The sequence below is a fragment of the Vibrio sp. 10N.247.311.14 genome, from assembly GCF_041467715.1.
GTDB classification, from domain to species: Bacteria; Pseudomonadota; Gammaproteobacteria; order Enterobacterales; family Vibrionaceae; genus Vibrio; species Vibrio crassostreae_C.
Genome location: NZ_JBFSVE010000012.1, coordinates 28414 through 55052, shown reverse-complemented (window position 1 = coordinate 55052; position 26639 = coordinate 28414). Strand labels below are relative to the sequence as shown.

Sequence of the window (26639 nt, the reverse complement as noted above, 5' to 3'; positions counted from 1 at the left end):
TTTTTATTCTTTCCACACCATCGCTTCGCTCTGGCTTAGGTTTGAGTTTGAGTTTAGAGGCAGACTTTGTTCATCACTATCGTGAAATCCCCTTCTGCGTAACCTTCTATTAAAGAAACATCCTCACAAAACGTTTTACAGAAGCGATACACGCCCTGAGGGTGATAACTCATCAAGGTATTACGTGAAGGATGTTGGCTTGAATTGAGAAGATTAAAAATCACCGTCTGATTCGCCAATTCATACATGCGAGTAATCATGTTTGTCAGATAATCAGAATCACGAGAGACATAGTTCAGTGAACCACTCGCGATGACAATGTCGTGCGCCTCAAGTTTCATTTTGCTCATATCACCCGACAAAAACCGACAACGATCTTCTGTATAGTTTTGCTTTGCCTTCTTAAGAAAGCCTGCGTGTTGGTCAACGCCGGTATAAGATTGAATGCGATAGATGCTGTCGAGCAGCTCAAACAGCTCGCCATAGCCGCAACCCAAATCTAAAACACTCTTCTTTTCGAAGTCCGCTGCACGAGCGATCACTTCAAAGCGACACAACTGGCTCTCTTCGCTAGTCCAACCTAAAGCTTTAGCCTTGTCGCCATTCGAGCGGTTTGTCTGCTTTCGATGATAGCGATACACCTTCCAACGATCGAGCCAGTGCATTCAAATCAGCCCTACTTCAATGAACATCAGCACACCTTGATAAGATTAAGCTTTAGAACTTGAAGAAAAGAGCCCACCGATTTTATAACCGATCGCATAGCAAACCACGGCGACAGTAACAAACACCAATGCCGAGAAGAAATACGCTACAGACGCTGCGACACCAGCCCCCCACACCACGCTGAACACCAAACCGAGATAAGCCTCTTTTGGCCACTGGTAGATAGGAAACTGAGCGCCGCCAGCAATTAGGTAAACCATCGCAAACAAGCCAATGAAGGTAACAATAAGACCGATGAGAACGCGAATGTTCATGGAGAGACCCTTGATTAATTTAGCTTGGTTGCCATTGTTCCTAATCGAAAGCGGATATGCTTAGTCGGAACCGAATATTCTCAATCGAAATCGAATGTTCTTAATCGAAGCCGAATGTTATTAATCGCAACCTGATGATATTCAAGTATATCGGATAAAAGGAACTGGCTCTATTACTCTTCCGAGTGAGCTTTTACTCACGATAGACAAATCACAGTCGACGGCCAAAACCTGATTTCGCCTGATTAACAGGCACAAAAAAGCGGACACCCTCCTTACGTTAACTCCGTAAGTAAAGTGTCCGCTTTAACTGAATATAGCTTAAAGCAGGATGAAAATACCCGCTAAGCATGCACTCATTAGGTTTGCTAGCGTACCAGCAGCTACAGCTTTCAAACCTAAGTTTGCAACTTCAGCACGGCGCTCTGGTGCCATAACACCGATTGAACCTAACTGAATCGCGATAGAACCAATGTTAGCAAAGCCACATAGAGCAAAAGTCACGATCACTTGGCTGTGTTCAGATAACAGAGCTTTGTTCTCAACGAAGTCGATGAAAGCAACAAACTCGTTCATAACGATCTTCTGACCGATGTAAGAACCCGCCATCAATACTTCGTCACTTGGGATACCGATCAGCCATGCAAGAGGCGAGAACAGGTAACCAAAGATAGCTTGTAGCGTAATACCCGCAAAACCGAACGTTTCACCTAGGCTTTCTAGGCCAGTGTTGACCATCGCAATCACACTCACGAATGCAACCAACATAGTACCAACCGCTACCGCAACCTTCATACCGTTCATCGCGCCGCTTGCCAATGCATCAATCACGTTGCTTTGGTCAGCTTTATCTAGTTCGATATGGTCGTAATCACTTGGTGTGCTGCGCTCAGGAACAATGATCTTCGCCATTAACAGACTGCCCGGAGCCGCCATAAAGCTTGCAGCGATAAGATATTTAAGCTCAACACCAAGGCCAGCATAACCACCAAGTACACTACCCGCTACCGACGCCATACCACCTGCCATTACAGCAAACAGTTCCGAACGAGTCATAGACTTTAAAAAGGGACGAATAAGAAGAGGAGACTCACCCTGAGAAAGGAAGATATTACCTGTAGCAACCAGAGATTCAGCTTTACTTGTACCCAGCAGTTTTTGCACCGCTCCGCCCAAGATTTGAATCACTTTTTGCATGACGCCTAAGTAATAAAGCGCAGAAATCAAAGCACTGAAGAAGATGATGATTGGAAGCACGCGAACCGCGAAAATGAAGCCTTCAGTAGCAAGGTCACCGAAAAGGAATGCGATACCAACGTCTGCAAAACCAAGCAGGCTAGAAACACCATTACTTAGGCTTGTTAGCGCCAATTGTCCCCATGGGAAATACAATACTAAGGCTGCAAAACCGATTTGAAGTAATAGTGCACGAGAGACCGTTTTCCAGTTAATTGAAGAACGACTTTCAGATAACAGGTACGCGAAAGCAATCAGTGCAAGAACACCGACAAAACCAAATAGAATATTCATAATGTGTCCTAGTAATCCTTAAAGAGTGAACATGAGCCAAGCAAATGACATCAAAGGAACAGGACAAAGAACCGCAAGCAAAACGCTACGCGATGAAGGAGCTAACAGGGTTAGCGAATGTAACAACGAGTTGTTCATGTAAAAAATCACCTTATACAAGCAGTGGAACGTAGCTGGTCCGGTCCGTGGGGTCATTCACATATCCATGTGACGGCTTGTATTGGCTAAGCACCGGCTTAAAACCGGAAAAGAAGTATAAACAGTTAAGTGAGACTTTCATCACATTTTTTGACGCAAACGATCGCGCGGTCATAAAGCGTACAAATCGAACTACTTCTCGCAATAATTAATTTTTCCAGCAAGAAATAATGCAAAAAAAACCATCATTAAAATAAAAAGCCACAGAGTGTGGCTTTTTCAAAATATGAGATCAAAGTGGGAATAACTAGTTTAGCAGGGCACTTTTCACTTCAGCATCTCGGAATATCTCTTCAAAACGCTGTTTGTAGATCAGTTGCATCTCATTGATGATTGCACCACCATCAGGTACATCATTCTCGCCTTGGAAATTTTTGCTGAGTAGCTTATTACCAGCTTCATCATAGATAATCACATTAACGTTGTACCAAGAGTTATCCGTAAATGCGTGGAAGTCATACTTCCACTCATTCAAGACAAACATCATCGATTTGTTGTCGAATGCTTTCATCTGCTCAGCAACCTTGGTGATATCCTCTTCAGGCGTCGTCTCAACCGACTCAACAGCTACTTGCTGTTTTTTCAAGCCTGCGACCAATCTGTCAGTCAAAAATTGAGACATTGGCTGCTGTGTCGCCGTGTTGTAGGTATAAGGAATACCTAACGAACTGCGAATAATTCCCTCAAATTTTGGCTCTTTATCATGATCGAGAACGTATGGTCTCTTATCGATTACAGCGACGGTCAACGCTTTTTCCTGTGGAACTTCATTGAGTTGAGGCGCACTTTGCTCTGCAGTTAATACTGTCGCACAACCGGAAAGTCCTAGAGATACTGCAGCAAGCAGCAAACTGACGAGTTTTTTCATTAGATTTACCTATCTTATTGTTTTGAATAGGCTGTTCTAACAAACATTGCCTCGCTCCGTAAATATTCATCAAATCAATAATTTATATAATCTTTATTTCTATAAATTAGCTCACACATCAGGTTGAATTTACTGAGTCGTCAATCAATAAAACGCTAAGTAACAAGCCCTTGTAAATGAGAGTTATGAAATGAACAGATTATGTTCAAGCTATCAAGCAAAAGCACAAGGACATCGGCGCGTACTATGTTCTGGCACCAAAAATTGCGATGCCTCATGCTCGCCCTGAAGATGGTGTGAACGAAGCATCACTGCAAGTAACGGTATTCAAAAAGGGTGTTGATTTAGAGTCAGAAGACAACGGTGACGTTTACCTTTCGATTACTCTGGCGGCGATGGACTCAGATAGCCACATCCATACGATTATGGCGCTATCAGAGTTGTTCCAAAATGATGATGACATTGATGCCATCATCGCAGCGGAAACTGAGCAAGCGATCATCGAGCTCTTAAAGCGATACTAATCTCGATCTAAAGATCCTGATAAGCCCCCATTAAAAAAGCGATAGCCTCGGCTATCGCTTTTCTGTTTCTGGTGTTTAGTCATTTCGACCGAGTATGAGTTTAGGCATTACACCTCTAAAGCATTCAGTGGCGTTAAAACGCGTACATTCTTTTATCTGTTGATAATTCAAAGCAATATTGCGCGTGTTTATTAAGGCACTCAAACACTTCTCGATCCAACTTAAAGTTATCAACGTAGTCCGTCAAAATAGCGAGTGTTTCTTCTAATGTCATACCTGCACGATAAGGGCGAGACTGAGTTAGCGCTTGAAACACATCCACCACAGCAACAATTCGACTGGGTTGATCCAGCTCTTCAGCCGTTTTGCCCATCGGGTAACCCGAGCCATCTAACCTTTCATGATGATTAGATGCCCACTGACAAACCTGAGGTGAACTGAACAACTCCTGCAATGCAAATCGAGTGTCCGTTGCATGGCGTTTAATACAGCAATACTCTTCTTCAGTAAGTAAATCCGGCTTATGCAGAATGTCATTAGGGGTTTGCAGTTTACCGATATCATGGACCAATCCAGCCAGATAGAGTTTGCGCTGAGTGGTGTAGGAATAACCCAGCTGTTTGGCGAGGTATTCTGAAAGCTGCCCAACCTTTAAAGAGTGCTTAAAGGTAAACGAACTTTTGGTATCAACAACGTTGGCAATAAATTCGGCAAAGGCCACCGTCTCATCCAACGACATCTGTTGAGAGAAGAATGGCACAGGCTCAAAATTATCCCTCATGTTCTCGATGTATGGAATCTCCATAGAAAACCAGAAGTCATCCAAATCAACCAACTCGCACATGTGTTGCACAAGGTTGGTTTCGAACATCTCATCCGCTTGTTCAGTCAAACGTTCAATGATGCTCGCTTTGCCATCTGGTGTTAGGTTTCCATAACGATCAGAAGAGGTTATGCCGTATAGATAATCGACTCTATCGGCAAGCATCACGATGGCAGCTAGTTCTTTTTCTAACTCGCTGATATGAATAGCCTTTAGCTCAGACCACGGAGTATGATGATAAAGAACCGGCTTAGCGAATATAGAAAGAACTGGGCACTCTTTTAATATTTGGTAGCCCTTTTGACAATGGTGATAGCTTGAGTCGGGTACAAACCCAGACGTTAAGCTGAGCTGTTCATCAATTTGCGAGACACCACAGTCGTGAATCAAGCCTAACGAAAATGCGAGCTGCGCTTGCTCTTCTTCCCACCCTACACTCAGAGCACATCGATACGCGATGTAGCCCACTCTCTGTCCATGATTTTTACTTTCGAAACCGACGTTATCAAGCGCCTTAGCAATACCGAATAGAGCCTTCCTTAGGTCCACGGTCACGTCCTGGCAATGTTGATTCATTATTTAAGCCTAGCATTTTTATAGTTTTTATATATTTAGGCCGCTAATACTAATGCATAGCTAATGATTATATACACAACTATTGTAAGGTTTAATGAGTTTCGTGATAGATCTAATGTATCACGAAAAATCCATGCTACAAGTGGTTGCATATTAAAAATCATGCGACATTATAGCCTGCCGACTAAGATTCGCTTTAATAAGCAGCCATAAGAAAAGGAAAGACATGTTTAAAACGGTTATCGACAACGAACTCTCCATCGCATTGGTTGAAGAGAGCTTCGCTTCTCACTACGCGGACATCTCACAAAGCCAGAATGAGTACCTAAGTCAATGGCTCGTGTGGCCACCACATTGTAAAACCGAGCAAGACTTTAGGATCTTCATCCAACGCTCGCTACACGATTATGCGGAAGGGAAAAGCATGACTTGTGCAATCGTGTATCAAGACAAGGTCGTTGGTAACTGCAGTTTCAATACCATTGATCATGATAAGCAAAAGGTGACGATAGGTTATTGGTTATCTGAGACATACCAAGGAAAGGGGATTGTGACGCGCGTTGTCCAGAAGCTGATTGATATTGCTTTCAATGAGTTAGATATGGAAAAGGTAGAGATATCAGCCGCAACCGGTAACCAAAGCAGCCGTAAGGTTTGTGAGCGCTTACATTTCACGTTAGAAGGTATCATCACGCGTAACGAGAACTTGAATGGTCGCATCGTTGACCACGCTATTTATGGCCTTCATCGCTCTAAGCTCTAAGCTCTAAGCTCTAAGCTCTAAGCTCTAAGCTCTAAGCAGTAGTACTAAGCAGTCACTCGCTTGTAAATCGGAATATGAAAAAGCCACGGTATTAGTTCGTGGCTTTGTTATTTGACGAGCCTGAAGATCTCTAAAAGCTCCATCTTATGCGATCTTAGGAATCACGATACTGAACTTGGCACCACCATAGTTGCTGTCGTCGATTTTGATATCCCAAGAAAGCTTTTTAGCCGCAGATAGAGCAATCGCGAGGCCTAATCCCAATCCACCGGTGGTCGACGTTCTGCTTGAATCTAATCGAGAGAACGGTAGGAATACCTCATCACGCTTATTCTCCGGTATTCCAGAACCATTATCTTCAATCACCACCAGCCAGTTTTCTGAGTTCTCATCCAGCGTCATCCACACTTTGTCTTGTGTGTAATTACCCGCATTCTTGAGAACGTTATCGAACACCAAGCGCGCCATTGAACAGTCACATTTTATCGTGCAGTTTTTCTGAACCTTAGAGTCAAAGGTCACGTTCTCCAACTCCGAGTAGCGAATCCGATCTAAGCAATATTCGAGCAGGTTAGCTCTCACTTTTACCAACTCAAAGAAAGAGTTATCCATGACATTCAACTTCGAAAGCATGATGATTTCTGACGTGAGCTCGTTGATATCCTCAATGTAGGTATCAATGTCATCGAAAAGAACCTGATGATTATCGGGTGCCCCCCTTCTTAATATATCGGTCGCCAGCTGAATACGACTTAACGGAGTTCGTACTTCGTGTGGGATAGCTTGAGCGAAGATATGACTTTGTTTTACTTTACTCTCAATCTCTTCAGCCATGAAGTTAAAACTGCTGGCCAAATCAGAAACAGGATGGATGTCGTCCATGTCAGATCGAGTACTAAGCTTGCCCTTACCAAACTGCTTCTGCTTCTCGACGAGCAACTCAATTCTCTCTTGAAAACGCCTCACAGGTAAGTAAACACTTGCTCCAATCGCCACGATTACAGCCAATAACAGCCCTAACAAAAAGTGTCGTTCTGAGTCTTCATACCATTCAATGTCAGGAGAGAAAAAGTCCCCTACCTCACTGAACCCAAAACTAAATTTAGAGTTTGGTAGCTGAAACACGGCCGAATAAAGGTTGTCATCACTTAGATATATCGGCACACCGTTTAAGGTTGTGTATAGCTCACATTGTTGGCAAGGCGCCTCGCCAGACCAATTCTCCAACAGGCGTAAATTGAAGATATAAAATTGTTGGTAGCCTGTTCTATCGAGCTCTTTATAGAGTGAGTTTTCTTGATTATGTTGACGAACATACTGCTCCACAAAGTAGATGCCATCATTGAGGAAGGTTTCGATCTCGGTGCGTCGCATGTGCCCTTCACCAAGGTTCAAAAACAAAAATATCGTTGCCGACATCCCAGTCACTATCCCAAGGTATAAGCGAGCAAACATCGAAACCGAGCGAAGTTTCGTAGCAATGAACTTACGCAACCAGCATGTACCCCTTGTTGCGAACCGTACGAATCAACTGTTTGTCTTTTGCGTGGATGCGAAGCTTTCGGCGTAACCCAGACACGCGCATATCAATCGAGCGATCATTAAACGCGTAATCAATCCCTCTAAATAGCTGACAGCACTGGTCTCGAGTCACGACCTGACAGATGTTATTAACGAGAAGGTTTAAGATTTCAAATTCAGCAGAAGTAAGCTTGAGGTTTTGGCCATAGAGCGTGGCACTTTGAGCAGAGCTGTTGATTACAATATCGCACTGTTTTTCAGCCGCAGTTTCTTGCGTAGTTGTTATGGGAGTGGCTCGGCGCAATAACGCTTCAATTCGCGCTAACAAGGCATGGCCACGAATCGGCTTGGCAACGTAATCGTCCGCGCCAAATTTAAATAAGCTGACCTCACTCATTTCATCGGCAGAGGCCGTTAGCACTAAGATCATTCCATTGTAAAACTCACGGGCTTGACGGCAAATCTGCGCGCCGCTCATCCCTGGGAGCATCAAGTCCAACAGCACTAAATCAGGTTCAATACTTCGGATCGCTTCAAGTGCCAAGTTCCCTTCATGAACAACGCTAACATTGTAACCTTCGGCTTCGAGGTAAAGCGTCGTTAAACGAGCTATCTCTTGGTCATCTTCAACAATGAGCACTTTGGTTTTCGACATTCCTATCACCAGTATTTATTAAAAGCGAGGGCAGTATATATACTGGTCATAGATCATCAATATTGGAATCAGAGCCCTACATTTACCGTACGCAAAACATAGTAATCACTTTTGTACATACACGTTTACAGAATAGAGAACCAACAACCGGTGCGCCTTGGTTTATCAAGGTTTCCTCCTTCAGAGCACACCATTTTGATGTGCAAGGAAAGTGGCTCTTTGATAAAAGCGAACTGCTGCTAAACCTAACCTGTACAACAAAGCAAAAAGAGAAGCTGATAAAAGCCAGATACAACGCAGAACACGACTGTTTAACGGAGCTTTATAATCGCCGTGGGATCAGCAACCTTCTAGAAACCAGCATTGCCTATCGCTCACCGTTTGAATTGATGTTTGTCGACCTTGATGGCTTCAAATTAGTTAATGACACTTATGGGCACACTGTCGGAGACCAACTACTCAAACGGGTTGGTGAACGCCTTAAACAGTTGGTTGATGAGAAATGTATGATAGGGCGATTTGGTGGCGACGAATTCATTGTGATTGCCCACACCTGCCGAAATCAAAATATCCCACTACTTTGCTCTCGCATCATTGATGCCTTAAACCGAAGTTTCCATATCAGAGGCATCGGCAGTTTATCTGTCGGTTGCAGCATAGGTACCGCGCATTTCCCTGATAACGCGGTTGACCAAGAAACATTGCTAAAGCAAGCGGGTATGGCGATGCATCTTGCAAAAGCGAATGGTCGAAACCGCTTCCAAACGTTTACCCCAGACTTAGCACAAACCCTGCATCGCAAAGTAGAGATCCGCCATCGACTGGCACGCGCCATAGAAAACGACGATCTCAACCTTCACTATCAACCGATCATGAACACCAACAGCGACAAGGTGAAAGGGTTTGAAGCCTTGCTTCGATGGTCAGACAAAGAGCTAGGTAACATAGGCCCTGATGAGTTTATTAGCTTAGCGGAGGAGACGGGGCAGATTGTACCGCTCGGGAAATGGGTTCTGAACTCTGCACTCAAACAGCTATCGATATGGCAACGTGAGTTTGATAGTGAGTTGATGATGAGTATCAATATTTCGAGTATTCAGATGCACGCGACCTTTGCCGAGCAGCTATTAGCAATGTTGAACTTCTACAATATCCAACCTCAAAGCATCGCCCTTGAGATCACCGAATCTTCCATGATCTTCAAGCATGGTGAAGTCAGGCAAGCGTTAAGCGATATTTCTAAATTGGGCGTAGAGCTTCACCTTGATGACTTTGGCACAGGCTACTCGTCACTGTCGATGTTGCATGACTTACCGATTAGCAGCGTGAAACTCGATAAAAGCTTCGTCCACGGTTCACACAAAGGGAGCAAAGCGATTGTCCAAGCCACCCATGCTATCTATGAAAAATTGGGGCTAAAAGTGGTTGCTGAAGGTGTCGAAACCGAAACGCAAAAAGCGTTCTTAATCGATTGTGGATACCAGTATCTTCAGGGATTTTTATTTAGTAAACCAATTCCCTCAAATGAAGTCGAAAGTCAGTTTTTGAATGGTCGACAATCCTACAATTAAAGACTTATTTATCAATAAATTAAGTCGTTTGAATGCTTCCTAAACAATCGGCTGCTGTGGGTGTGTACGCTTACGTATGCTTACATAGCGTTTAACAGTAAGAGGAAATAATTAAGCTATTGTTTATAAAGAAAATTACATAGAAATTCACACAATAAAACACCAAACCATTATACCCACTAACTGTAATGACTTTGGTATTTAGATTACCCTCATTCCGTCCCTTTAGCAGAGCAAATAATCGGTAACCATGAACAGACAAAACGGCTTCACTCTTTTAGAACTCATCATCTCTGTATTAATTTTAGCGATCGTTTCGGCGACAGCTATGGTCAAGTTCTTAGACGTTCAAGGAAGTGCTCGGGCGAGTAAAATACATGATGTGGCTGGTAACCTTCGCACGGGTATCGATATGATCTACGCGAAGTCAGCGATTGCTGGCGTTGAGGATGAGTGCAACTATGTTGAAAAGACGGAGATTGAGACCTACTACGTTTGTCATGGTTACCCAATCGCCTATGTTGACTCACTAAGAAGACTGCTCAATATCGACGCAACAGAGCTTCATGTCATCAACAAAGAAGTAGACTCTGGCAGCAATGCAGAAAGAGTAGCCGCCATCTCTTTCGACACCGAAAACTACACCTATTCGCCAGAAGGAGACTTTTGTCAGGTGCTTTATCAGCCAGAAAAAGAACCACAGATCGTGGTGCTTGATGGTGCATGTTAAATACTCAACGATTGCACGCTTCCATAGTTAACACAAAGCCTCCGCGACAGGTCTTTGAATATCATGTGGTTACGCTAACATTTGCTCAAAAATAACACTAATTGATCTAACTTGTTGCTGCTTATACTTTTAGGCAGTGCTCATGGTATAACACCAACCTCATTCATATCTTATTTTCATCACTAGCCGATTAATATTTACATAGACACATATTTGATACATATGTCAATAATAATTCCATTAAAATTCTTTAATCAACACATCATGATAAAAATCATCCTTTCCCTATTTTAAATATCCCACCTTAAAGTTTAATTATTTAAATTTCGTAACAGAATAAATTAAAGTCAATCATTCAACAAATATAATTAATTCTATCATTTATTACTTTAATTAAATCACCAAAACAATACGCCACATAAATTATATTAATATCACATAAAATGACATAATTTAATTTTATCATGAAAAATTATGATAAATCTCACACATCGATAAACCGAATGAATACCATCAGAAGCTACATTAGAAACCTCTAAATCCAGTCGCTAAACCTACCGCGTAGAAGCTGTGAAATGGATAAATACCAAAACAAATGGATAAATCCCCCTTACCCCTTGTAAATCATTGGCTTTCATTTATAAATTCAACTTTTGGGTGAACATCTCCATAACCTTTCATTAAAGCCCAAATTCTGCGATTAGTATCAACATCTTGAGATAAAATGGTGACATTTTGGTTATATTATTTAGATCGAACTCTTGTGTTGAATGAAAATCCCAGCCATCACATATCCATCACACAAATATAATAACTATCGCTTAGGAGTTAAGCTATGCACTGTTCTTTCAATATAAATAACAATAATGAGAGCTTGCAACTAATCTATAATGAAGAAAAAATATACATAAAAAGAGACAGTAATAAGATATCAGAGGAAACTCTTAATAGTAAAGAGAGTTTTGTTTTCAAATACCTTATTGAACACTCGTCAATATCAAACCCTCAATCTGCACGAGATGTTGAAGAATCTTTTAAATTACACTTTGACGAAGAGTTTAGCTTATACGCGTTAAAAAATATTATTGCTTCTATAAGAAAGAAATATCGAAGCTTATGTAAGAAAGCGAAGGTAGATAATAATAGCGAACTTATCTCTAACCTTTATAAGGTAGGTTACTTTATCGATCTCGATAAAAGCTCAACCAACCGTATCGCACCTAAGTACGACATCAACCAGTTCAAGCCCAGCCAGTTCGAGATGTTGAAACTGATGTTCAACACCTATCATCGAGAGCTGATTAAGGCTCTGATAGCCGTGTTCACCATCTCTTCCTTTTTCCTATTCGTTGTCTACTTTTCCCAAATCCTTTATACGACGAAGATTGCGAATGAATACAGTGAGAACACCAAACACATTGCCGCAGAAGTCATGGACTACGGTTGCGATAGCCACGGGGCTGTGCACTCGCTAAGGCACTCGCTCAACCTTGATTCTGTCATCATGACTACGTCTTATGGTTCATGTTATATCTCCAAAACACGCTCGAAAATGGTAGACCTTGATCAAGTTGATGACTTTTACGATAGTGCCGATTTCGCTTATTCACGTTTCGCAGACACTAAGCATGACATTGACCTTACAGTGCGTATTTCTACACGCTCTATCGAAGCTCGATACAAGAACTCACTATTGCCTCTATTAGTCGATTCGATTTCCATCCAGAAGAATGGTTACCACATCTTAAACCTTGGCGAAGAGAGTAAATCTATCTATCAAACCTCCCTACCAACGGGTGCAACCATCACCTTCTACAGTGACGACATTGTTGCACTATGGATTGCGCTTTCTCTGATACTCGCCACCCTGCTTTATCGCTCCTATATTCTGGGTTTCGTGATCTACCTGTTTCGTTGGAAACACATCTCCTTTGAAGAAGAGCCGATCATCAACACCGAAGACAACTGCGTTCTCTACTACGAGTTGTTATCTCGTGTGCGTAACGTTGGCGTTTTAAGCTTCATCAACACCATGAGACGCACCAATTTACTCACCTTTCATACTATTTTACTCATCGAGACAGTCAGAAAAGCGAAGTTAAACAACAGCCATGAGATCTATGGTGTCAACGTGTGTCCGAGTGCTTTGGTAGGGTCGAACTTCGCAAGGCTCAGAGAGCATTTAGCCGCGATGGAAGCGAATGAGTTTGTCGTAGAGATTACTGAATATTCGAACATTGGCTATGGGTGTGAGGTTATCGATAACATTAAGGATATCAAAAAGCTTGGTATCACTATCGCTCTGGATGACTTTGGTACGGGCAATAACAACATCGAAATCATCAATGTTATCTCTCCGGCCTATCTAAAACTGGATCGTTGCTTTGTTAAGGATATCGAGTCAGGAGAGCATCATCAGGGTGTATTGCTCAATATCTCGGAGATTGGACGCCTATCAAATATCACAATGATTTATGAAGGTGTCGAGACGCGTAGGCAGCAATATATCTTGTGTCAGTTAGGCTACAACTTACATCAAGGTTACCTATATAGCCGGCCTAATGACTCAAAGGAGCAATAGGCCCAGCCTAATAGAAATCTTGATCAGCAACCATTTCCTATTCAAATAATCATCGCTCATACAGCTGCTTGAGAGCCCACAAGGACGTAGGCTTCAAGTACCCTCCCCGCCAAACATGCTTTATCCAAATATAAAAATATCCGATCCATTTTCATAAAACCCTTGCCAATTCGAATAAAAAGGTTAGTGTTATACACATGTATATCACCATGCAGTTTTAATTATGACCGAATGGAAAGACGACCAACCGATCTTTAGGCAACTTGCCGCAAAGATCAGTGACCAAATTCTTCAAGGTGTTTGGTTAGAGCAACAAGCATTACCCTCTGTGCGTGCGGTTGCTGCCGATCTCAAGATCAACCACCTTACTGTCATGAAAAGCTATCAGTTACTGGTGGATGAAGACTTGGTAGAGAAAAAACGCGGCCAAGGCATGTATGTGGCCGAAGGGGCACTTCAAAAATTGAAAGAGTCTGCACACCAATCATTCATCAACACACAGATCCCAGCCATCGCTGAGACGCTAGGCATCATTGATATGAGTGTCGAAGAACTCGTGAAACAGCTAGCACAACATATAAAGGACAAGTCATGAGTACTTTACTTTCCGTGAAAAACGTAACCAAAACCTATTCAAATCAAGTGGGTGTCGAAAACATCAGCTTTGAGTTAAAGCCAGGGCAAGTACTTGGTCTGCTTGGCCACAATGGCGCGGGTAAATCGACTCTGATCAAATCACTGCTTGGTGGACACAACTATCAAGGTGAGATTGAAGTAAACGGCTACCACCCTATCCACCAGCACGCAGAGCTCATGCAGCACTTGTCGTACATCTCAGATGTTAACGTGTTACCCGAGTGGATGACGGTTAAACAACTGCTTCGATACACACAAGGTGTGCACCCTAGCTTCAACAAGCAAAAAGCAGAACAGACGTTAAGCAGCACCAATATTAAGTTGTCTTCTACTATCAAGCAGCTTTCTAAAGGGATGAAAGTACAACTTCACCTTGCGATCATCATCGCGACTGACACTCAAGTGTTGATCTTAGATGAGCCTACACTGGGCTTAGATTTGCTGTACCGCGATACTTTTTATCGCCACCTACTAGAATGGTTCCACGACGGCGAACGCGCCATGATCATTGCAAGCCATGAGGTTTCAGAAATTGAACACCTATTAACGGATGTACTGATTTTGAAGCAAGGTCATTGTGTACTGCAAAAAAGCATGGAAGACATCGAGAGCGACTATTTCATTATTGAAGTCGCAAACAACCATTCAAGCGAGATTCAGAAACTCAACCCACTGACCTCACAATCAGGGCTAGGCACTACTAAGTGGTTATTGGAAGGTCAATACAAAGCGCAGGTTGAATCACTGGGTAACATCTATAACGTTGGTCTCGCAGATCTATTCCTTGCAACACAGATGGAGAAGGCATAATGCATCCAAGTTTTTACATGCTAGAAAAAGAACTCATCGAGCACAAAGTTAACACTCGATTGCCTCTGTTTGTCGCGTTATGTGGTTTCTTACTGTTCGTTGGTCTGTTCTTTAATGGCGCAGCACAACATGAGTTTTTCTTTGAAATGCAAGTGAACGGTGACGTGAGCGACATCCACAGAGAGTTCGCACAAGATCTCAACTCAGTGATCTACTTTGGCGCGGGCCTTATTTCACTGATCCTGTCGACGCTATATATCCCTAAAACGCTGCGTAAAGAGCGCCAAGAAGGCAGTTCGATGTTTTGGAGAAGTATGCCGGTATCTAACGCAATGACTCACGGCGTGAAGCTAGGATTCGGTTTAGTGGTTATTCCAGCTATCTGTGCATTGTTAGTGCTGTTCGCAGATTTTCTATTCTGGATATTGAACGTCTCAAGTGAACAACAACTGGCGCTATTGGTTGAGCAGCAATCTCTGTTTTATGTGCTGAGCAACTGGGTCGTGTTTTTTGGACGAATGATGTTAGTTGCACTGGTTTTATTGCCACTGGCAACCGTCACTCTAGCTATTTCGCAGCTGGTAAACTCTCCATTGCTTGTCATTTTCATCTCAAGCTATGCGATTAAGTTCCTCTCTGTCGCAGTGTTTGGGTTCTATGGCATCAATGACTTCCTATCTCTCATCGCGTCATTACCAATGAATGTACTCATAGCAAGCAACCCATTAAGTGCGATTGCAGAAGCGCCGATTTTATCTTTAGGTATTTACGCACTAATCGGTGTTGGTGGCTATCTACTGAGCCTAAAGCTAAATAGAACGGACGATGTGAGCTTAAAGACGCTATTCCAACGCTAGAGTCTATCCTAAGCACGAGTCTTTATCGGGCAGTCACATCAGGTACCAAAATCTAAATCAAAGCTTCTGAGAAATCGGGAGCTTTTTTATTATCAGGACGTTAGCGAATACGGGGATGCGAAACCAAGGAATAAGGAATAAGGAACAAGGAATAAGGAACAAGGAACAAGGAACAAGGAACAAGGAACAAGGAACAAGGAACAAGGAACAAACAAGTTTTAATTTGGAGAACAGGTTTAACAAACGAAGATAAACTTAGAGGAGGTATTAATGAGCTGACATTGAATTGCATTGTTGTTAATGCCTGCCAGCTCTTTGGGGATGATTTCGCTAGTCGCCGACCAGATGAAGGTCCTTGAGAGTGCTAATGAAATCAGTTTGTTGCGTTTTACATTTTATTAAGCTTTTCAGCTTTTAAAGCTTTACGATTTAAAGCTTATTTCTTTGATGCTTCTTTTGACGTGTCTTTCCAGTATTGGATACGAACGCGATGAAGCTGTGCTCTTCTCATTTTTTTCATAAGGGATATTTCCTTTTCTTTAACTGCTCTTCATGAGCTATTTTTATTGCCAACCATTCGAATCTAACGGTGTTTGATGCCCAGATCAATGATACAAATCACAAAATATATAGAGTTTTGAGTACCATTTACATCAAAGTATGACCTAGATATCAACTATGGCTCAATTCAATCCTATGAGCCGCTGTTCAAAATTAAGGTTAGTTCTCTCAGATGACAAATTCATTTCAGTATCAATACAGTTCAATGATACTAATTTAATAGACCGGACCAACGTTGATTTAGTTCCAGTGTCTTGTCATTTGTTGATTACATCACCTTTAAAGTTACGGTGTAACTAAAAAATACATTCAATGTGAACTAATAATCGCCACATTAGCCTATACGTTACAACATCAAAATGGGATTATGTTTGTAACGGATAGAGCTTTTGATAGAAAAAAGCCGTAATGGACCAAATTAAATAGACGTAATTAAATGGACGTAATTATGAGTAAAGTAATTCTGCAAGGGCATATTCTAGTGCCAGACAACGACCTAGAAGCAGTGACACATGCCTTGGTTGTGCACAAAGAACTGACACTAGAAGAACCTGGTTGTATTGTGTTTCGAGTCAGTCAAAGCACGCTTCAACCTAATCGCTTTGAAGTGTATGAAGAATTCACTAGCCGAGAAGCATTCGAAATGCACCAACAGCGAGTAAAAGCCTCTGAATGGGGTGAAATCTCCCAGAACGTGACACGTCATTACCAAGTCACTGATGTTCCGACATCATAATGATACATCCGCTAGCCAAACGCATCGTCACGTTGATCAAACAAGATCCCTTACGAATGAAGGTTTTAGACTGTGTCGCTCAGTTGGATTTGCCGCAGTGTTATGTCGCTGCGGGCTTTGTGAGAAACCTCGTTTGGGATCACCATCATGGTAATGCCTCCCCGACTCCATTCAATGATATTGATGTGATCTACTTTGATCCCATTGATACCTCTTACGAATCGGATCTTAGATACGAGGCTCAGCTTAAACAACGGTTACCCGAACTGAATTGGCAAGTTCGCAATCAAGCCTACATGCACACTAGAAATGGGGATGAACGTTACCAAGGCTCATTGGATGCGATGAGTTATTGGCCAGAGAAAGAAACCGCCGTCGCCGTGAAACAAAGCCTCCATGGAAACATCGAGTGTATTTCTGCCTTTGGCTTAGAGAGTTTGTTTGATTTGCAAATCACACCCAATCCAAAGCGTAGCCGAGATATCTTTGATCAAAGAGTGCAATCCAAAGGTTGGCTAACCCAGTGGCCCAAGTTAACGATGAGTCACAGTTAACTAGCAGTCGAATTCAAACGCTAAAACCATTGACTAAAAGTCCAATCAGATCGAACATGCCCCACTTATTAGCTTATTAAGTTAGTAATTAACCAACTCATCAACCACGCGTGGCGACTAGCTGCTACGCTCTCTCGTCATACTGAGTAACGACCATGAACCAACAATACATGCTGCAAGCACTCGAAGCTTCGCGCCAAGCCTTACCTGATTGCCAACCAAACCCGCCAGTAGGCTGCGTTTTGGTGAAGAACGATAAGGTGGTGTCTGTTGGGTACACGCAAAAAGTCGGCGGAAACCACGCCGAGGTTGAAGCACTGAATAGTTATAACGACAAAACGGACGGAACAATGGAGGGGGTTACCGCTTACGTAACTTTAGAGCCATGCTCTTTTGTTGGCAGAACTCCCGCTTGCGCCAATACATTGGTTAAAGCAGGTGTAAAACACGTAGTCGTGGCGATGCTAGACCCAGACCCTCGCAATAATGGTCGTGGTGTTGCGATCCTTGAATCGCACGGTGTGAAGGTAGAAGTGGGGTTATGCCAAGCGCAAGTGAGCGCCTTTTTAACCTCTTACCTTGGTAAGTCCTAGATCTTAAACAGCCAGTATTAGTTCAATTTCACTCGGTAAAGCGGATTGACTGGCTTATCGACAAAATACGACCAAATATGATCGTAGACGGCATGTTGGTTGGGGAACGGCGCTAACGCTTTTGCTTCTTCTAAATTACACCAGCGGTACTCGGTGTGTTCGTCATTCAGTTCAATCGCTTGGTTGGGTGGGCATAGCACCGCAAACACAGGGATTAGCTGAATCACATTCACGTGCGCCTCATAAAACTGCTCCAGAAACTGCGCGTTATACAAAGCTTCCACTTTAATTTGGGTCTCTTCTTCAAACTCGCGCACGATAGCCTGCCAGCCTGTTTCACCCGCTTCAATCGAGCCTGCGACGTGACACCAAAACTCACCTTTAACACGCTTCATTAATAGCATTTTCATTTGTCCGTCGCTCTCTGAAATAGCGACACCGGAAACAATCGAAGTATTGAGTGGAATCATAACGTTACCTTAGTTTTAATAAGAGGGCGGCAAGGCTACCACCCTTGGTTTGTTAAATTGTCTTCTATGATTAAAAACGAGAAGTTACTCATCAATTAATGGCGTTCAAGCCATAACTCATAGGCTCGTCGCTTGGCTACCCAGTAATAGAACTATTTCTTATTTGAGGCGCTTTTCGATAAAGAGTAGAATCGCCGCCTTGTACTGTGTTTAACGTCTCTGAACATACACAGTAGACTCACAACCATTTATCACCACGATATAAGTATTAATACGACTATGCACTCATCAAAACCAACGCACGACTCAGAAAACAGCCACACACCTGAGCATTGCTTCACTCGTTTTCAACAGCCGATCGAGTCATATTCGTTGCCTGAGCGTTTCACATTCCCGTTCTACTACGAACCGCACCCATTGTGTGAAATCGCTTCTCATCAGCTTCAACAATATCTAGAAACTCAAACCGACTGGCAGCATGACTTCGGACTGGATTCTGACGCTGGTCGCGGCAAAATGTTTGGTGTGTTATTGGTGAAAAGCCCTGAAGGTGAATTGGGGTACTTCTCTGCTTTTTCAGGGAAAATCGCCGACCAAAACCTACTGCCTCACTTTGTACCGCCCGTGTTCGACATGCTCAGCAGCGACAGCTTTTTCCATCAAGACACAGCCGACATGATGGCTGTCAACGCTGAGTTTAAAGCGCTGCAAGCAAATACTGAATACCTTGAATTGTGCGAGCAACTGGCACAGCAAAAAGCGCAAGCCGAGCAAGAGATTGAAGCTCAACGTCTATTGATTATTGAAGGCCGAAAAACGCGTAAAGAACAACGTGAACAAGGTAAAGAAAACCTTGATGAGCAAGCTTTCGAACAGCTAAATAATGAGCTAAACAAAGCCAGTGTTGCCGACAAGAACCAGCAGAAGTACCTAAAACTTAACTGGGAACAGACCCTGCAAGTGTTGCAAGCTAAAGTTGATGTGTTCAACACTCAACTGGCTGAGCTAAAAGAGCAAAGAGCACACATTTCTCATCAGCTTCAACACAAGTTGTTTTCACAATACGCTTTCCAAAATGCGGAAGGAAACGTTGAAGACCTTAACCAAATCTTTGAAAACACGCCAAACAAGATACCACCAGCTGGCTCTGGTGAATGCGCTGCGCCTAAATTGCTGCAATACGCGTACTTACATGGTTACACGCCACTGGCATTGGCTGAATTTTGGTGGGGCCGCTCTCCAAAGTCGGAAATCCGCAAGCACAAGAAATACTACGCTTCTTGTCAGAGTAAATGTGTGCCGATTTTAGGCCATATGATGAAAGGCCTAGAAGTCGATCCAAACCCATTGCTAGAGAACCCAGCAGAAGGCAAAGAACTGGATATTCTGTTCCAAGATGAGCACATCGTGGTAGTACACAAGCCAGCAGGTTTTCTATCCGTGCCGGGTAAAACCATCAAAGATTCCGCCTACACACGTGTTCAAGAAATGCATCCCGATGTTGAAGGCCCATTTGTGATTCATCGCTTAGACATGGCGACCTCTGGCATTCTAATCTTCGCTCTCACACGACGTGCGAACAAGAGCTTACAGAAGCAGTTCATTACTCGTGAAGTCGAAAAGCGTTACGTGGCAATGATTGAAGGCGTTCTAACAGAAAATGAAGGCTATGTTCGACTGCCATTGCGTGGTGATTTGTACGACCGCCCTCGTCAAATTGTCTGCTTCGAACACGGCAAGCCAGCAGAAACCAAATGGGAAGTGATTGAGCGAAACGGGCAAACCACTAAGGTTTACCTGCATCCTAAAACAGGGCGTACACACCAGTTGCGTGTTCACTGTTCACACCAAGAAGGCCTTAACATGCCTATCGTCGGTGACGGCTTGTATGGCAATAAAGCCGACCGATTGCACTTACACGCAGAAAGACTTGCGCTGCACCACCCAGTCACCAAAGAGTGGATGGAATTCCAGTTCGACGCCGAATTCTAAAATCTCTCATTAGTAGCGAGCTTTGATAAGGAGTCACAACCGCTTGTGGCTCCTACCTCTTTTGGGTATATATCCACGCTTATTGCACTACATCAAGATTCACTTTGTTGTGAAGAGTAGCATGCCCACCTTCTTCTCTCCTTGAGGCCTTTGATATGTCATCAGCTGCTTTGAATTTACAACCTAACAAACTGACTTCCCCATTAATTGCGACTCAAGCACCGAGCTTGAAGCCACTTACATCCAAAAAGCCAGACTTAAACTCGGCAATGCTTAACTTAATTGAAGAAGTTAAAAACGAACTCCCACTTTACGAGTCAGAGACGTTTATCTGTGGTCCAAAAGGAAATTGCTCGGGTTGCTCTAAGAAACTACTTGAGATGGTCGACAGCGAGTTAATGTATTGGGAGCACAGTATTTCCATTGGCCAAGGCCCTAACTTCGAAGAACTGCGCCGCTTTGGTAAACTATGCAGCAGCGTTCGACGTGGTTTAGAGCGTAACGGTTTAGTCGAAAAACGCCCAAAGAAAAGATAACAAGCCAAGTCTATAATCATTACAATGTGTCGCTGGCGATTACAAGCTACCCTGATTGGGCTGGAAACCTATATTTACATGCTTATATTTCAGATCCGACCTTGCATTAAATTACCCATACAAAACGAGAGAAAAGTCACAATGTGGCGTTAATTTCGTATCAAAATAGCACACGGTAACCGATATTACCGCCACTTAATCACACGCCTATAGAACCAAGAATGTTTCGCTCCATTTTTACTTTTTTGATACTTATTTTTAGTACTTGCCAAATAACTTACGCTGAACCTTTAAGATTGCCAGGTAAACCGAATGACAAAAAACTGCACCTTACTTTGGTTCAAGAAATTGTTAATCGCTCGAGCCGATTCGATGAAATCGAGTTTGTCTATCAAGCAACAGGGGAACCTGCTCAATCAAGAGTTATGGCGGATTTAGAGTCGGGAGAGATTGACCTTTATTGGTCAGCGACCAGTCTCGACATGGAAAAACGCTTTGCTCCAATATTGTTCCCTATATATCGAGGAATGCTTGGTATGCGAATCGGATTAATTCATGAAAAAGATAAACAATTACTCGCAAACGTAAGATCTAAAGCGGATTTCACGCGCTTTAAAGTTTGTTCAGGGAAAACATGGCCAGACACATTCATTCTTGATGCCAATGGTATAAAAACCGCTAAATCGCTTAAATATCCAAATATTTTTGAGATGATGCTTGCTGGTAATCGGTGCCACTTGTTTGCTCGTGGTGTCATGGAACCATTTGCAGAAATGCAATCATACCCAGAACTACCTTTAGCTGTTGATAGTCATGTCATGCTCCGCTATCGCATGCCATATATGCTCTTTGTCCAAAAAGAAAACACAAAACTTCAGCAACACATCACAGAAGTGGTTGAAGAAATTTTCGCTGATGGCACCTATGAGAAACTCTTTTTCGAAGACTCCGAAGTAAGAATGGCGCTCTCACGGGCCAACCTTTCAGAGCGAACTATTATCGATCTTGAAAATCCATATCTGACCGAAGACACCCGCTCTATCCCAGAAAAATATTTCTTTGATCCGCTTGCCAACTGAGTACATTTTTATGAACCAAATAACAAAAAAAATGGTTTTACTGATCGCTGCAGTGATGCTTATTGTTGCTGCTATCGCTTTGCCAATCCAATTTATGATTAACCAATCAAACGTTACTGATAAATCTTCACAAGAAATCCAGCGTATAACCTCTGAATTAAGTGTGATATTGCAAGAACCTGTTTATGCATACGATAAGACACTGATACTTAATATCATTGAAGCGTATTCAAATAATGACGTAATCGCAAACATTCAAGTGCTCGATCAAAATAACAACATATTAGGTAGTGTTAATCCACGTGACATTGATGAATCCTCATCGATGGCTATTTCATGGGATTCATTGCCTATCGGTAAAGTTAATGTTGGTTTTAACCATGATGTGACGAATGCTAATTTAATGAACTCTATGCAACTTGCGATTAGTATTTTGCTTTGCATATTTATTGCTAGCCTGATTCTGATTTCCATAGTCCTCGATAGAAAAGTCGTCAGGCCCATCAAAAACATGGCTGATTCAATGAATGAAATTGCTTCTGGTGGAGGAGACCTCACTTCACGTGTTGCGGAAGTAGGCAATGATGAAGTCACATCACTTGCGAAAGCATTCAACCAATTCGTTGCTACTATTCAATCTATCATTCTCGAAACATCGAACACGACCAAACTGTTGGATAAGAGTGGCCACGGTATATCGCAACTACGTGATGAAATGAACCAACAAAGCCAACGACAATCTTTGTTAACTCAAGAAAGTTTGCACAGCATTGAGCAATTTGATTTAGCAACCAAAGAAATTGCTGTTCATACGGAAAATACGCTGTATCAATCAAATGATGCACTCGAGCTTTGTCAGCAAAGTGGTCACACAATCGATATCAATGAACGTAATATTGATGACTTGGTCGTAAGTCTGGAAAGTGCAGCGGAATGTGCGAATTCACTAAAAGTAAGCAGTGATGATATAGGTCGAGTGATTGTAGTCATCAAAGCGATTGCGGAACAAACTAATTTATTGGCATTGAATGCAGCTATTGAAGCGGCACGGGCCGGTGAGTCTGGCCGTGGTTTTGCGGTTGTTGCGGATGAAGTGCGCTCATTAGCGTCTAAAACCCATGATTCAACCAATGAAATTGAATCTATTATTGAACGCCTACAAAAAGAAGCAAACGAGTCATTTGTTGCAACACAGAGCTCGAAAGCTTTAGTGGAGCAAACAAAAACCAGCGCAGATGAAATACAGCAAGCACTATCGAGCATTATCTCTTCCGTAACGTCCATCAATGGCATGGTAGATTCTGTTGCATCCGCCTGCGAAGAGCAGTCAAACGTTAGTTCAAAAGTCGCAAATGACATGCAGTCTCTTGATAGTAGTGCAAAAGAACTAGTTAACGTGAATGACGATTTGGCAAACGTATCCAATGATATCTTGACGCAAACTACTGTCCTCTCCACTCAGATTGCTAAATTTAAGTTCTAAGTATACCCTCAAGCCAGCATAGGTACTTGCTGGCTTGAACCTTTCAACTCGATGTTAAACATTTAGAGGTCACAAATCCTTGCTGATTTTAGAGCTTTGAGATAACTAATCATACAAAACCTAAAGATACTATCACACCAATTAAAAACCTATTTTGGACAACGGAGAGCCACCTTGAAGAGACCACAACCAGTACTGGGAAAGACCGGTATGCTATTTTTTCTCGTCATAATAAGTGCTTTCCCTCCATTGACCATCGACCTTTACCTACCTGCGCTTCCGCAGATGGTCGAGGTGTTTAATACTGACCGATCCATGGTCAACCTAACCCTGAGCAGCTACTTCGTTACTTACGCCATCGGTCTTTTGTTCTGGGGGCCGCTCAGCGAAAAATTCGGTCGTAAGCCGATCCTATTAATTGGATTAGCGGGTTATATGGTCGCGAGCATATTGTGCGCGATGACCAATAGCATCGAACAGTTAATTGGTGCTCGTGTATTCCAAGCCTTTGCTGGTAGTGCTATCACCGTTATCGCTACCGCCATTGTCAAAGATCTTTATGATGGCCGAGAACGTGAAAAGATCATGGCGACTATCATGTCACTGGTGATCATCGCGCCAATGGTTGCGCCTGTATTTGGTGCCTTTCTACTGAAAATTGCGTCTTGGCGAATGATGTTCGTCACCCTCGCCATTTTTGGTGCATTTGCGTCAGTATTAGCTTGCTGCTATCGAGAAACGCTCGAAACCAAATACCAAGGTTCCATGTTCCGTTCATGGGGAAGAATGGGCGTGGTCATGAAAAACCGCTCGTTCCTCAAGCTACTGGTCATTTTCTCTATCATACCGATGGCGTTGATGGGCTTTCTTGCGGCGGGTTCTTATATCTACATCGATCACTTTGGATTGACCGAACAACAGTTTAGCTACGCGTTCGCATTCAATGCATTATGCGCCTCATTTGGTCCAACAATTTACATGAAGTTGTCCTACCGAATGCCGGTTCAAAAGGTCATCTCAGGATGTTTTGCTTTATTGGCGCTTGCGGGCATCTTCACCCTAACCATTGGCGACCTGTCCCCTTGGTTCTTTATGTTCATCGCTGCTCCAGCAACATTAATGGCGATCATCATGCGAGTACCGGGCACCAACTTAATGTTGAATCAACAAGATCATGACACGGGCTCTGCCGTCGCACTGATTCAGTTCTTCAGCATGATTTGTGGTTCGCTTGGTATGGTATTAGTTTCAATACGCCCAGAGTCACTGATTGAAAACCTAGGCTTTATTCAATTATCCATCGGTACGCTAGGCGGCCTGATGTGGCTAATGGTCAGAAACAAAGAGTTCGTGACTAATAAGCTGAATTAAAGCTCTCAAGCCTAATTGTCATTCACACTACAATAAACTTGAAAACCGCTATAACGAAATTAGAAACCGTCTACATAGGCGGTTTTCTTGTATTTGAAGACGTACATTGAATTTTCAAGCCATGAGTTTCACGCACAAAAAAGCTCCTATTAAGGAGCCTTCTTATTAGAGCCAGTGATCACTCAGTTTGGTCAATTACTACGAAGCGTTAGCCACTTTACGCGCTGGGTGTTTAATAAACACAGCGACTACAGCCACGATTGCAAGCGCGAAACAGTAGTAAGAGTTAGACACGATCTCTAGCGGCGATAGGTTAAACACAGAGCCTAATAGCAATACCTGAGCACCGTAAGGCAGTACGCCTTGAATCACACACGAGAAGATATCCAATAAGCTTGCAGAGCGGCGTGGAGATACATCGTTCTCTTCAGCTAATTGGCGAGCCACACTACCAGAAACAATGATTGCTACGGTGTTGTTTGCCGTACATAGGTTCACCATTGATACCAAGCCTGCAATGCCTAGCTCACTTGCGCGGCCATTCGCTTGCTTAGAGTGAGAAGAACCAAATGCACGAATCAAACCGCTCACTAAGTTAGTCAGAAATGCTAATCCACCTTGGCGACGCATCAGCTCACTCAAACCACCAATCAGCATCGACAGTAAGAAGATCTCTTGCATGTTGCCAAAGCCTGCGTAGATATCTTGAGCGTAATCCGTCATACCGTAGTTCTCAATAGAACCTAGGCTCACTCCACCCGCTAGCAAGATACCAATCGTCAACACAACGAACACATTCATGCCCGATACCGCAAGGATTAGGATAGTGATGTACGGAAGGACTTTCAGCCATTCAATTGGGCCTGTTTCAGGAACTTGAGTTGCTGTGCTGTTGAAAGCAAAGATAACAATCGCGATAAGTGCAGCAGGAAGTGCTATACGGATGTTCTCTTTAAACTTGTCTCTCATCTCACAGCCTTGCGAGCGAGTCGCGGCAATCGTGGTATCTGAGATGATAGAAAGGTTGTCACCAAACATAGCGCCACTTAGCACTACGCCAGCGGTTAGAGGAATACTCATACCAGCTGAGTCAGCAATGCCTAGTGCAACAGGAGCAACCGCAGCGATAGTACCCATAGAGGTGCCCATTGCTGTCGCAATGAACGCCGAAATAAGGAAGATGCCCGGTAGGATCATGCTCGTTGGGATAGCCGATAGACCAAGGTTTACCGTCGCGTCCACGCCACCAGAAGCTTTAGCCACAGCAGCAAAAGCACCCGCCAATAGGTAGATCATACACATTGCGATAATGTCTTTGTGACCCACGCCACCTAAGAACTGATCAATCGCACGGTTCAATTTATCTTTGCTCAATAGCAACGCTAACATCACAGCAGGCAGAGCCGCAATCGGAGCTGGAAGTTGATAGAAAGCAAAATCGACGCCTTGTAGCGACAGGTATGTACCCACGCCAATAAACAGCGCAAGGAAAACGATCAGAGGGATAAGCGCCACTGCAGAAGGGGCAATTACCGCGTTAGAATTTTTTGAATTGGACATGGAACGACAACACAATAGAACAGGAAGGTGAGCAGACTAATGTCACACTTAGAACTTGTCAACGTCTAGACGTCTAAACGC

At 43.0% G+C, this 26639-nt stretch carries 23 protein-coding genes and 2 pseudogenes; 16 read left to right on the top strand and 9 right to left on the bottom strand.

The features are described from left to right. Window positions 1-53: 53 nt before the first annotated feature. The 4 genes from AB6F11_RS06450 to AB6F11_RS06435 form a co-directional block, all read right to left on the bottom strand. Window positions 54-665 (bottom strand): class I SAM-dependent methyltransferase, encoded by a 612-nt coding sequence (locus AB6F11_RS06450; RefSeq protein WP_102394162.1) that lies wholly within the window; start codon window positions 663-665, stop codon window positions 54-56. A gap of 45 nt (window positions 666-710) precedes the next feature. Beyond that, entirely contained in the window at window positions 711-980 is a 270-nt protein-coding gene (locus tag AB6F11_RS06445; RefSeq protein ID WP_017064869.1) for a hypothetical protein, read from the bottom strand. Between the two features lie 321 nt (window positions 981-1301). Beyond that, on the bottom strand, window positions 1302-2510 hold the full coding sequence (locus AB6F11_RS06440; protein ID WP_102394163.1) for a NupC/NupG family nucleoside CNT transporter: 1209 nt from the start codon (window positions 2508-2510) through the stop codon (window positions 1302-1304). Window positions 2511-2955: 445 nt separating this feature from the next. Next, complete coding sequence (locus AB6F11_RS06435; protein WP_017060596.1) at window positions 2956-3576, bottom strand: hypothetical protein; 621 nt, start codon at window positions 3574-3576, stop codon at window positions 2956-2958. Between the two features lie 200 nt (window positions 3577-3776). Between AB6F11_RS06435 and AB6F11_RS06430 the strand changes: the two are divergent. Further along, window positions 3777-4100: pseudogene (locus AB6F11_RS06430) on the top strand (PTS sugar transporter subunit IIA); the annotation flags it as partial. 133 nt (window positions 4101-4233) lie between these two features. On the opposite strand, the gene AB6F11_RS06425 reads toward AB6F11_RS06430, so the two are convergent. After that, window positions 4234-5499 (bottom strand): HD-GYP domain-containing protein, encoded by a 1266-nt coding sequence (locus tag AB6F11_RS06425; protein WP_050644072.1) that lies wholly within the window; start codon window positions 5497-5499, stop codon window positions 4234-4236. Window positions 5500-5725: 226 nt separating this feature from the next. On the opposite strand from AB6F11_RS06425, the gene AB6F11_RS06420 reads away from it, so the two are divergent. Beyond that, entirely contained in the window at window positions 5726-6262 is a 537-nt protein-coding gene (locus tag AB6F11_RS06420; RefSeq protein WP_102394164.1) for a GNAT family N-acetyltransferase, read from the top strand. Window positions 6263-6406: 144 nt separating this feature from the next. On the opposite strand, the gene AB6F11_RS06415 is transcribed toward AB6F11_RS06420, so the two are convergent. Both AB6F11_RS06415 and AB6F11_RS06410 read right to left on the bottom strand, forming a co-directional pair. Beyond that, window positions 6407-7756, bottom strand: a complete 1350-nt coding sequence (locus AB6F11_RS06415) for a HAMP domain-containing sensor histidine kinase (protein WP_102394165.1) — start codon at window positions 7754-7756, stop codon at window positions 6407-6409. Then, on the bottom strand, window positions 7749-8438 hold the full coding sequence (locus tag AB6F11_RS06410; protein ID WP_102394166.1) for a response regulator transcription factor: 690 nt from the start codon (window positions 8436-8438) through the stop codon (window positions 7749-7751). Before AB6F11_RS06410 ends, AB6F11_RS06415 begins: the two co-directional genes overlap by 8 nt. Before the next feature lie 182 nt (window positions 8439-8620). Here AB6F11_RS06410 and AB6F11_RS06405 point away from each other — a divergent pair. The 9 genes and pseudogenes from AB6F11_RS06405 to AB6F11_RS06365 all read left to right on the top strand — a co-directional run. Beyond that, a pseudogene (locus AB6F11_RS06405) lies at window positions 8621-10009 on the top strand (putative bifunctional diguanylate cyclase/phosphodiesterase); the annotation flags it as partial. A 250-nt stretch (window positions 10010-10259) separates the two neighbouring features. Beyond that, the gene (locus AB6F11_RS06400; RefSeq protein WP_017060589.1) at window positions 10260-10739 is read left to right on the top strand and encodes a type II secretion system protein; all 480 of its coding nucleotides are present in this window, start codon (window positions 10260-10262) and stop codon (window positions 10737-10739) included. A gap of 835 nt (window positions 10740-11574) precedes the next feature. After that, a complete protein-coding gene (locus AB6F11_RS06395; RefSeq protein WP_102394167.1) occupies window positions 11575-13320 on the top strand; it encodes an EAL domain-containing protein in 1746 nt (581 codons plus the stop codon). A 223-nt stretch (window positions 13321-13543) separates the two neighbouring features. Continuing rightward, on the top strand, window positions 13544-13915 hold the full coding sequence (locus AB6F11_RS06390; RefSeq protein ID WP_004729948.1) for a GntR family transcriptional regulator: 372 nt from the start codon (window positions 13544-13546) through the stop codon (window positions 13913-13915). Further along, entirely contained in the window at window positions 13912-14766 is an 855-nt protein-coding gene (locus tag AB6F11_RS06385; RefSeq protein WP_017079596.1) for an ABC transporter ATP-binding protein, read from the top strand. Before AB6F11_RS06390 ends, AB6F11_RS06385 begins: the two co-directional genes overlap by 4 nt. Beyond that, the gene (locus tag AB6F11_RS06380; RefSeq protein ID WP_017083226.1) at window positions 14766-15623 is read left to right on the top strand and encodes a hypothetical protein; all 858 of its coding nucleotides are present in this window, start codon (window positions 14766-14768) and stop codon (window positions 15621-15623) included. Before AB6F11_RS06385 ends, AB6F11_RS06380 begins: the two co-directional genes overlap by 1 nt. 1009 nt (window positions 15624-16632) lie before the next feature. Next, a complete protein-coding gene (locus AB6F11_RS06375) occupies window positions 16633-16920 on the top strand; it encodes a putative quinol monooxygenase (RefSeq protein ID WP_017060584.1) in 288 nt (95 codons plus the stop codon). Further along, a complete protein-coding gene (locus AB6F11_RS06370) occupies window positions 16920-17474 on the top strand; it encodes a nucleotidyltransferase family protein (protein WP_102394168.1) in 555 nt (184 codons plus the stop codon). The genes AB6F11_RS06375 and AB6F11_RS06370 overlap by 1 nt, the downstream gene beginning before the upstream one ends. A gap of 155 nt (window positions 17475-17629) precedes the next feature. After that, entirely contained in the window at window positions 17630-18067 is a 438-nt protein-coding gene (locus AB6F11_RS06365; RefSeq protein ID WP_102394169.1) for a bifunctional diaminohydroxyphosphoribosylaminopyrimidine deaminase/5-amino-6-(5-phosphoribosylamino)uracil reductase RibD, read from the top strand. A gap of 17 nt (window positions 18068-18084) precedes the next feature. Here AB6F11_RS06365 and AB6F11_RS06360 read toward each other — a convergent pair whose 3' ends face one another. Next, window positions 18085-18537, bottom strand: coding sequence for an NUDIX pyrophosphatase (locus AB6F11_RS06360; protein WP_017060581.1), 453 nt, complete (start codon window positions 18535-18537; stop codon window positions 18085-18087). Window positions 18538-18816: 279 nt separating this feature from the next. Here AB6F11_RS06360 and AB6F11_RS06355 point away from each other — a divergent pair, with 279 nt between their 5' ends. The 5 genes from AB6F11_RS06355 (at window position 18817) to AB6F11_RS06335 (ending at window position 24998) form a co-directional block, all read left to right on the top strand. Beyond that, on the top strand, window positions 18817-20529 hold the full coding sequence (locus AB6F11_RS06355; protein ID WP_017072196.1) for an RluA family pseudouridine synthase: 1713 nt from the start codon (window positions 18817-18819) through the stop codon (window positions 20527-20529). Window positions 20530-20684: 155 nt separating this feature from the next. Further along, window positions 20685-21065, top strand: a complete 381-nt coding sequence (locus AB6F11_RS06350) for a hypothetical protein (RefSeq protein ID WP_017064884.1) — start codon at window positions 20685-20687, stop codon at window positions 21063-21065. Window positions 21066-21286: 221 nt separating this feature from the next. Then, window positions 21287-22144, top strand: coding sequence for an ABC transporter substrate-binding protein (locus AB6F11_RS06345; RefSeq protein WP_102394170.1), 858 nt, complete (start codon window positions 21287-21289; stop codon window positions 22142-22144). Beyond that, complete coding sequence (locus tag AB6F11_RS06340; RefSeq protein WP_240698176.1) at window positions 22134-23627, top strand: methyl-accepting chemotaxis protein; 1494 nt, start codon at window positions 22134-22136, stop codon at window positions 23625-23627. The genes AB6F11_RS06345 and AB6F11_RS06340 overlap by 11 nt, the downstream gene beginning before the upstream one ends. 210 nt (window positions 23628-23837) lie before the next feature. Further along, entirely contained in the window at window positions 23838-24998 is a 1161-nt protein-coding gene (locus tag AB6F11_RS06335) for a multidrug effflux MFS transporter (RefSeq protein ID WP_050633202.1), read from the top strand. Window positions 24999-25196: 198 nt separating this feature from the next. Here AB6F11_RS06335 and AB6F11_RS06330 read toward each other — a convergent pair whose 3' ends face one another. Beyond that, the gene (locus tag AB6F11_RS06330; RefSeq protein ID WP_104216069.1) at window positions 25197-26558 is read right to left on the bottom strand and encodes a Na+/H+ antiporter NhaC family protein; all 1362 of its coding nucleotides are present in this window, start codon (window positions 26556-26558) and stop codon (window positions 25197-25199) included. Between the last annotated feature and the right edge of the window lie 81 nt (window positions 26559-26639).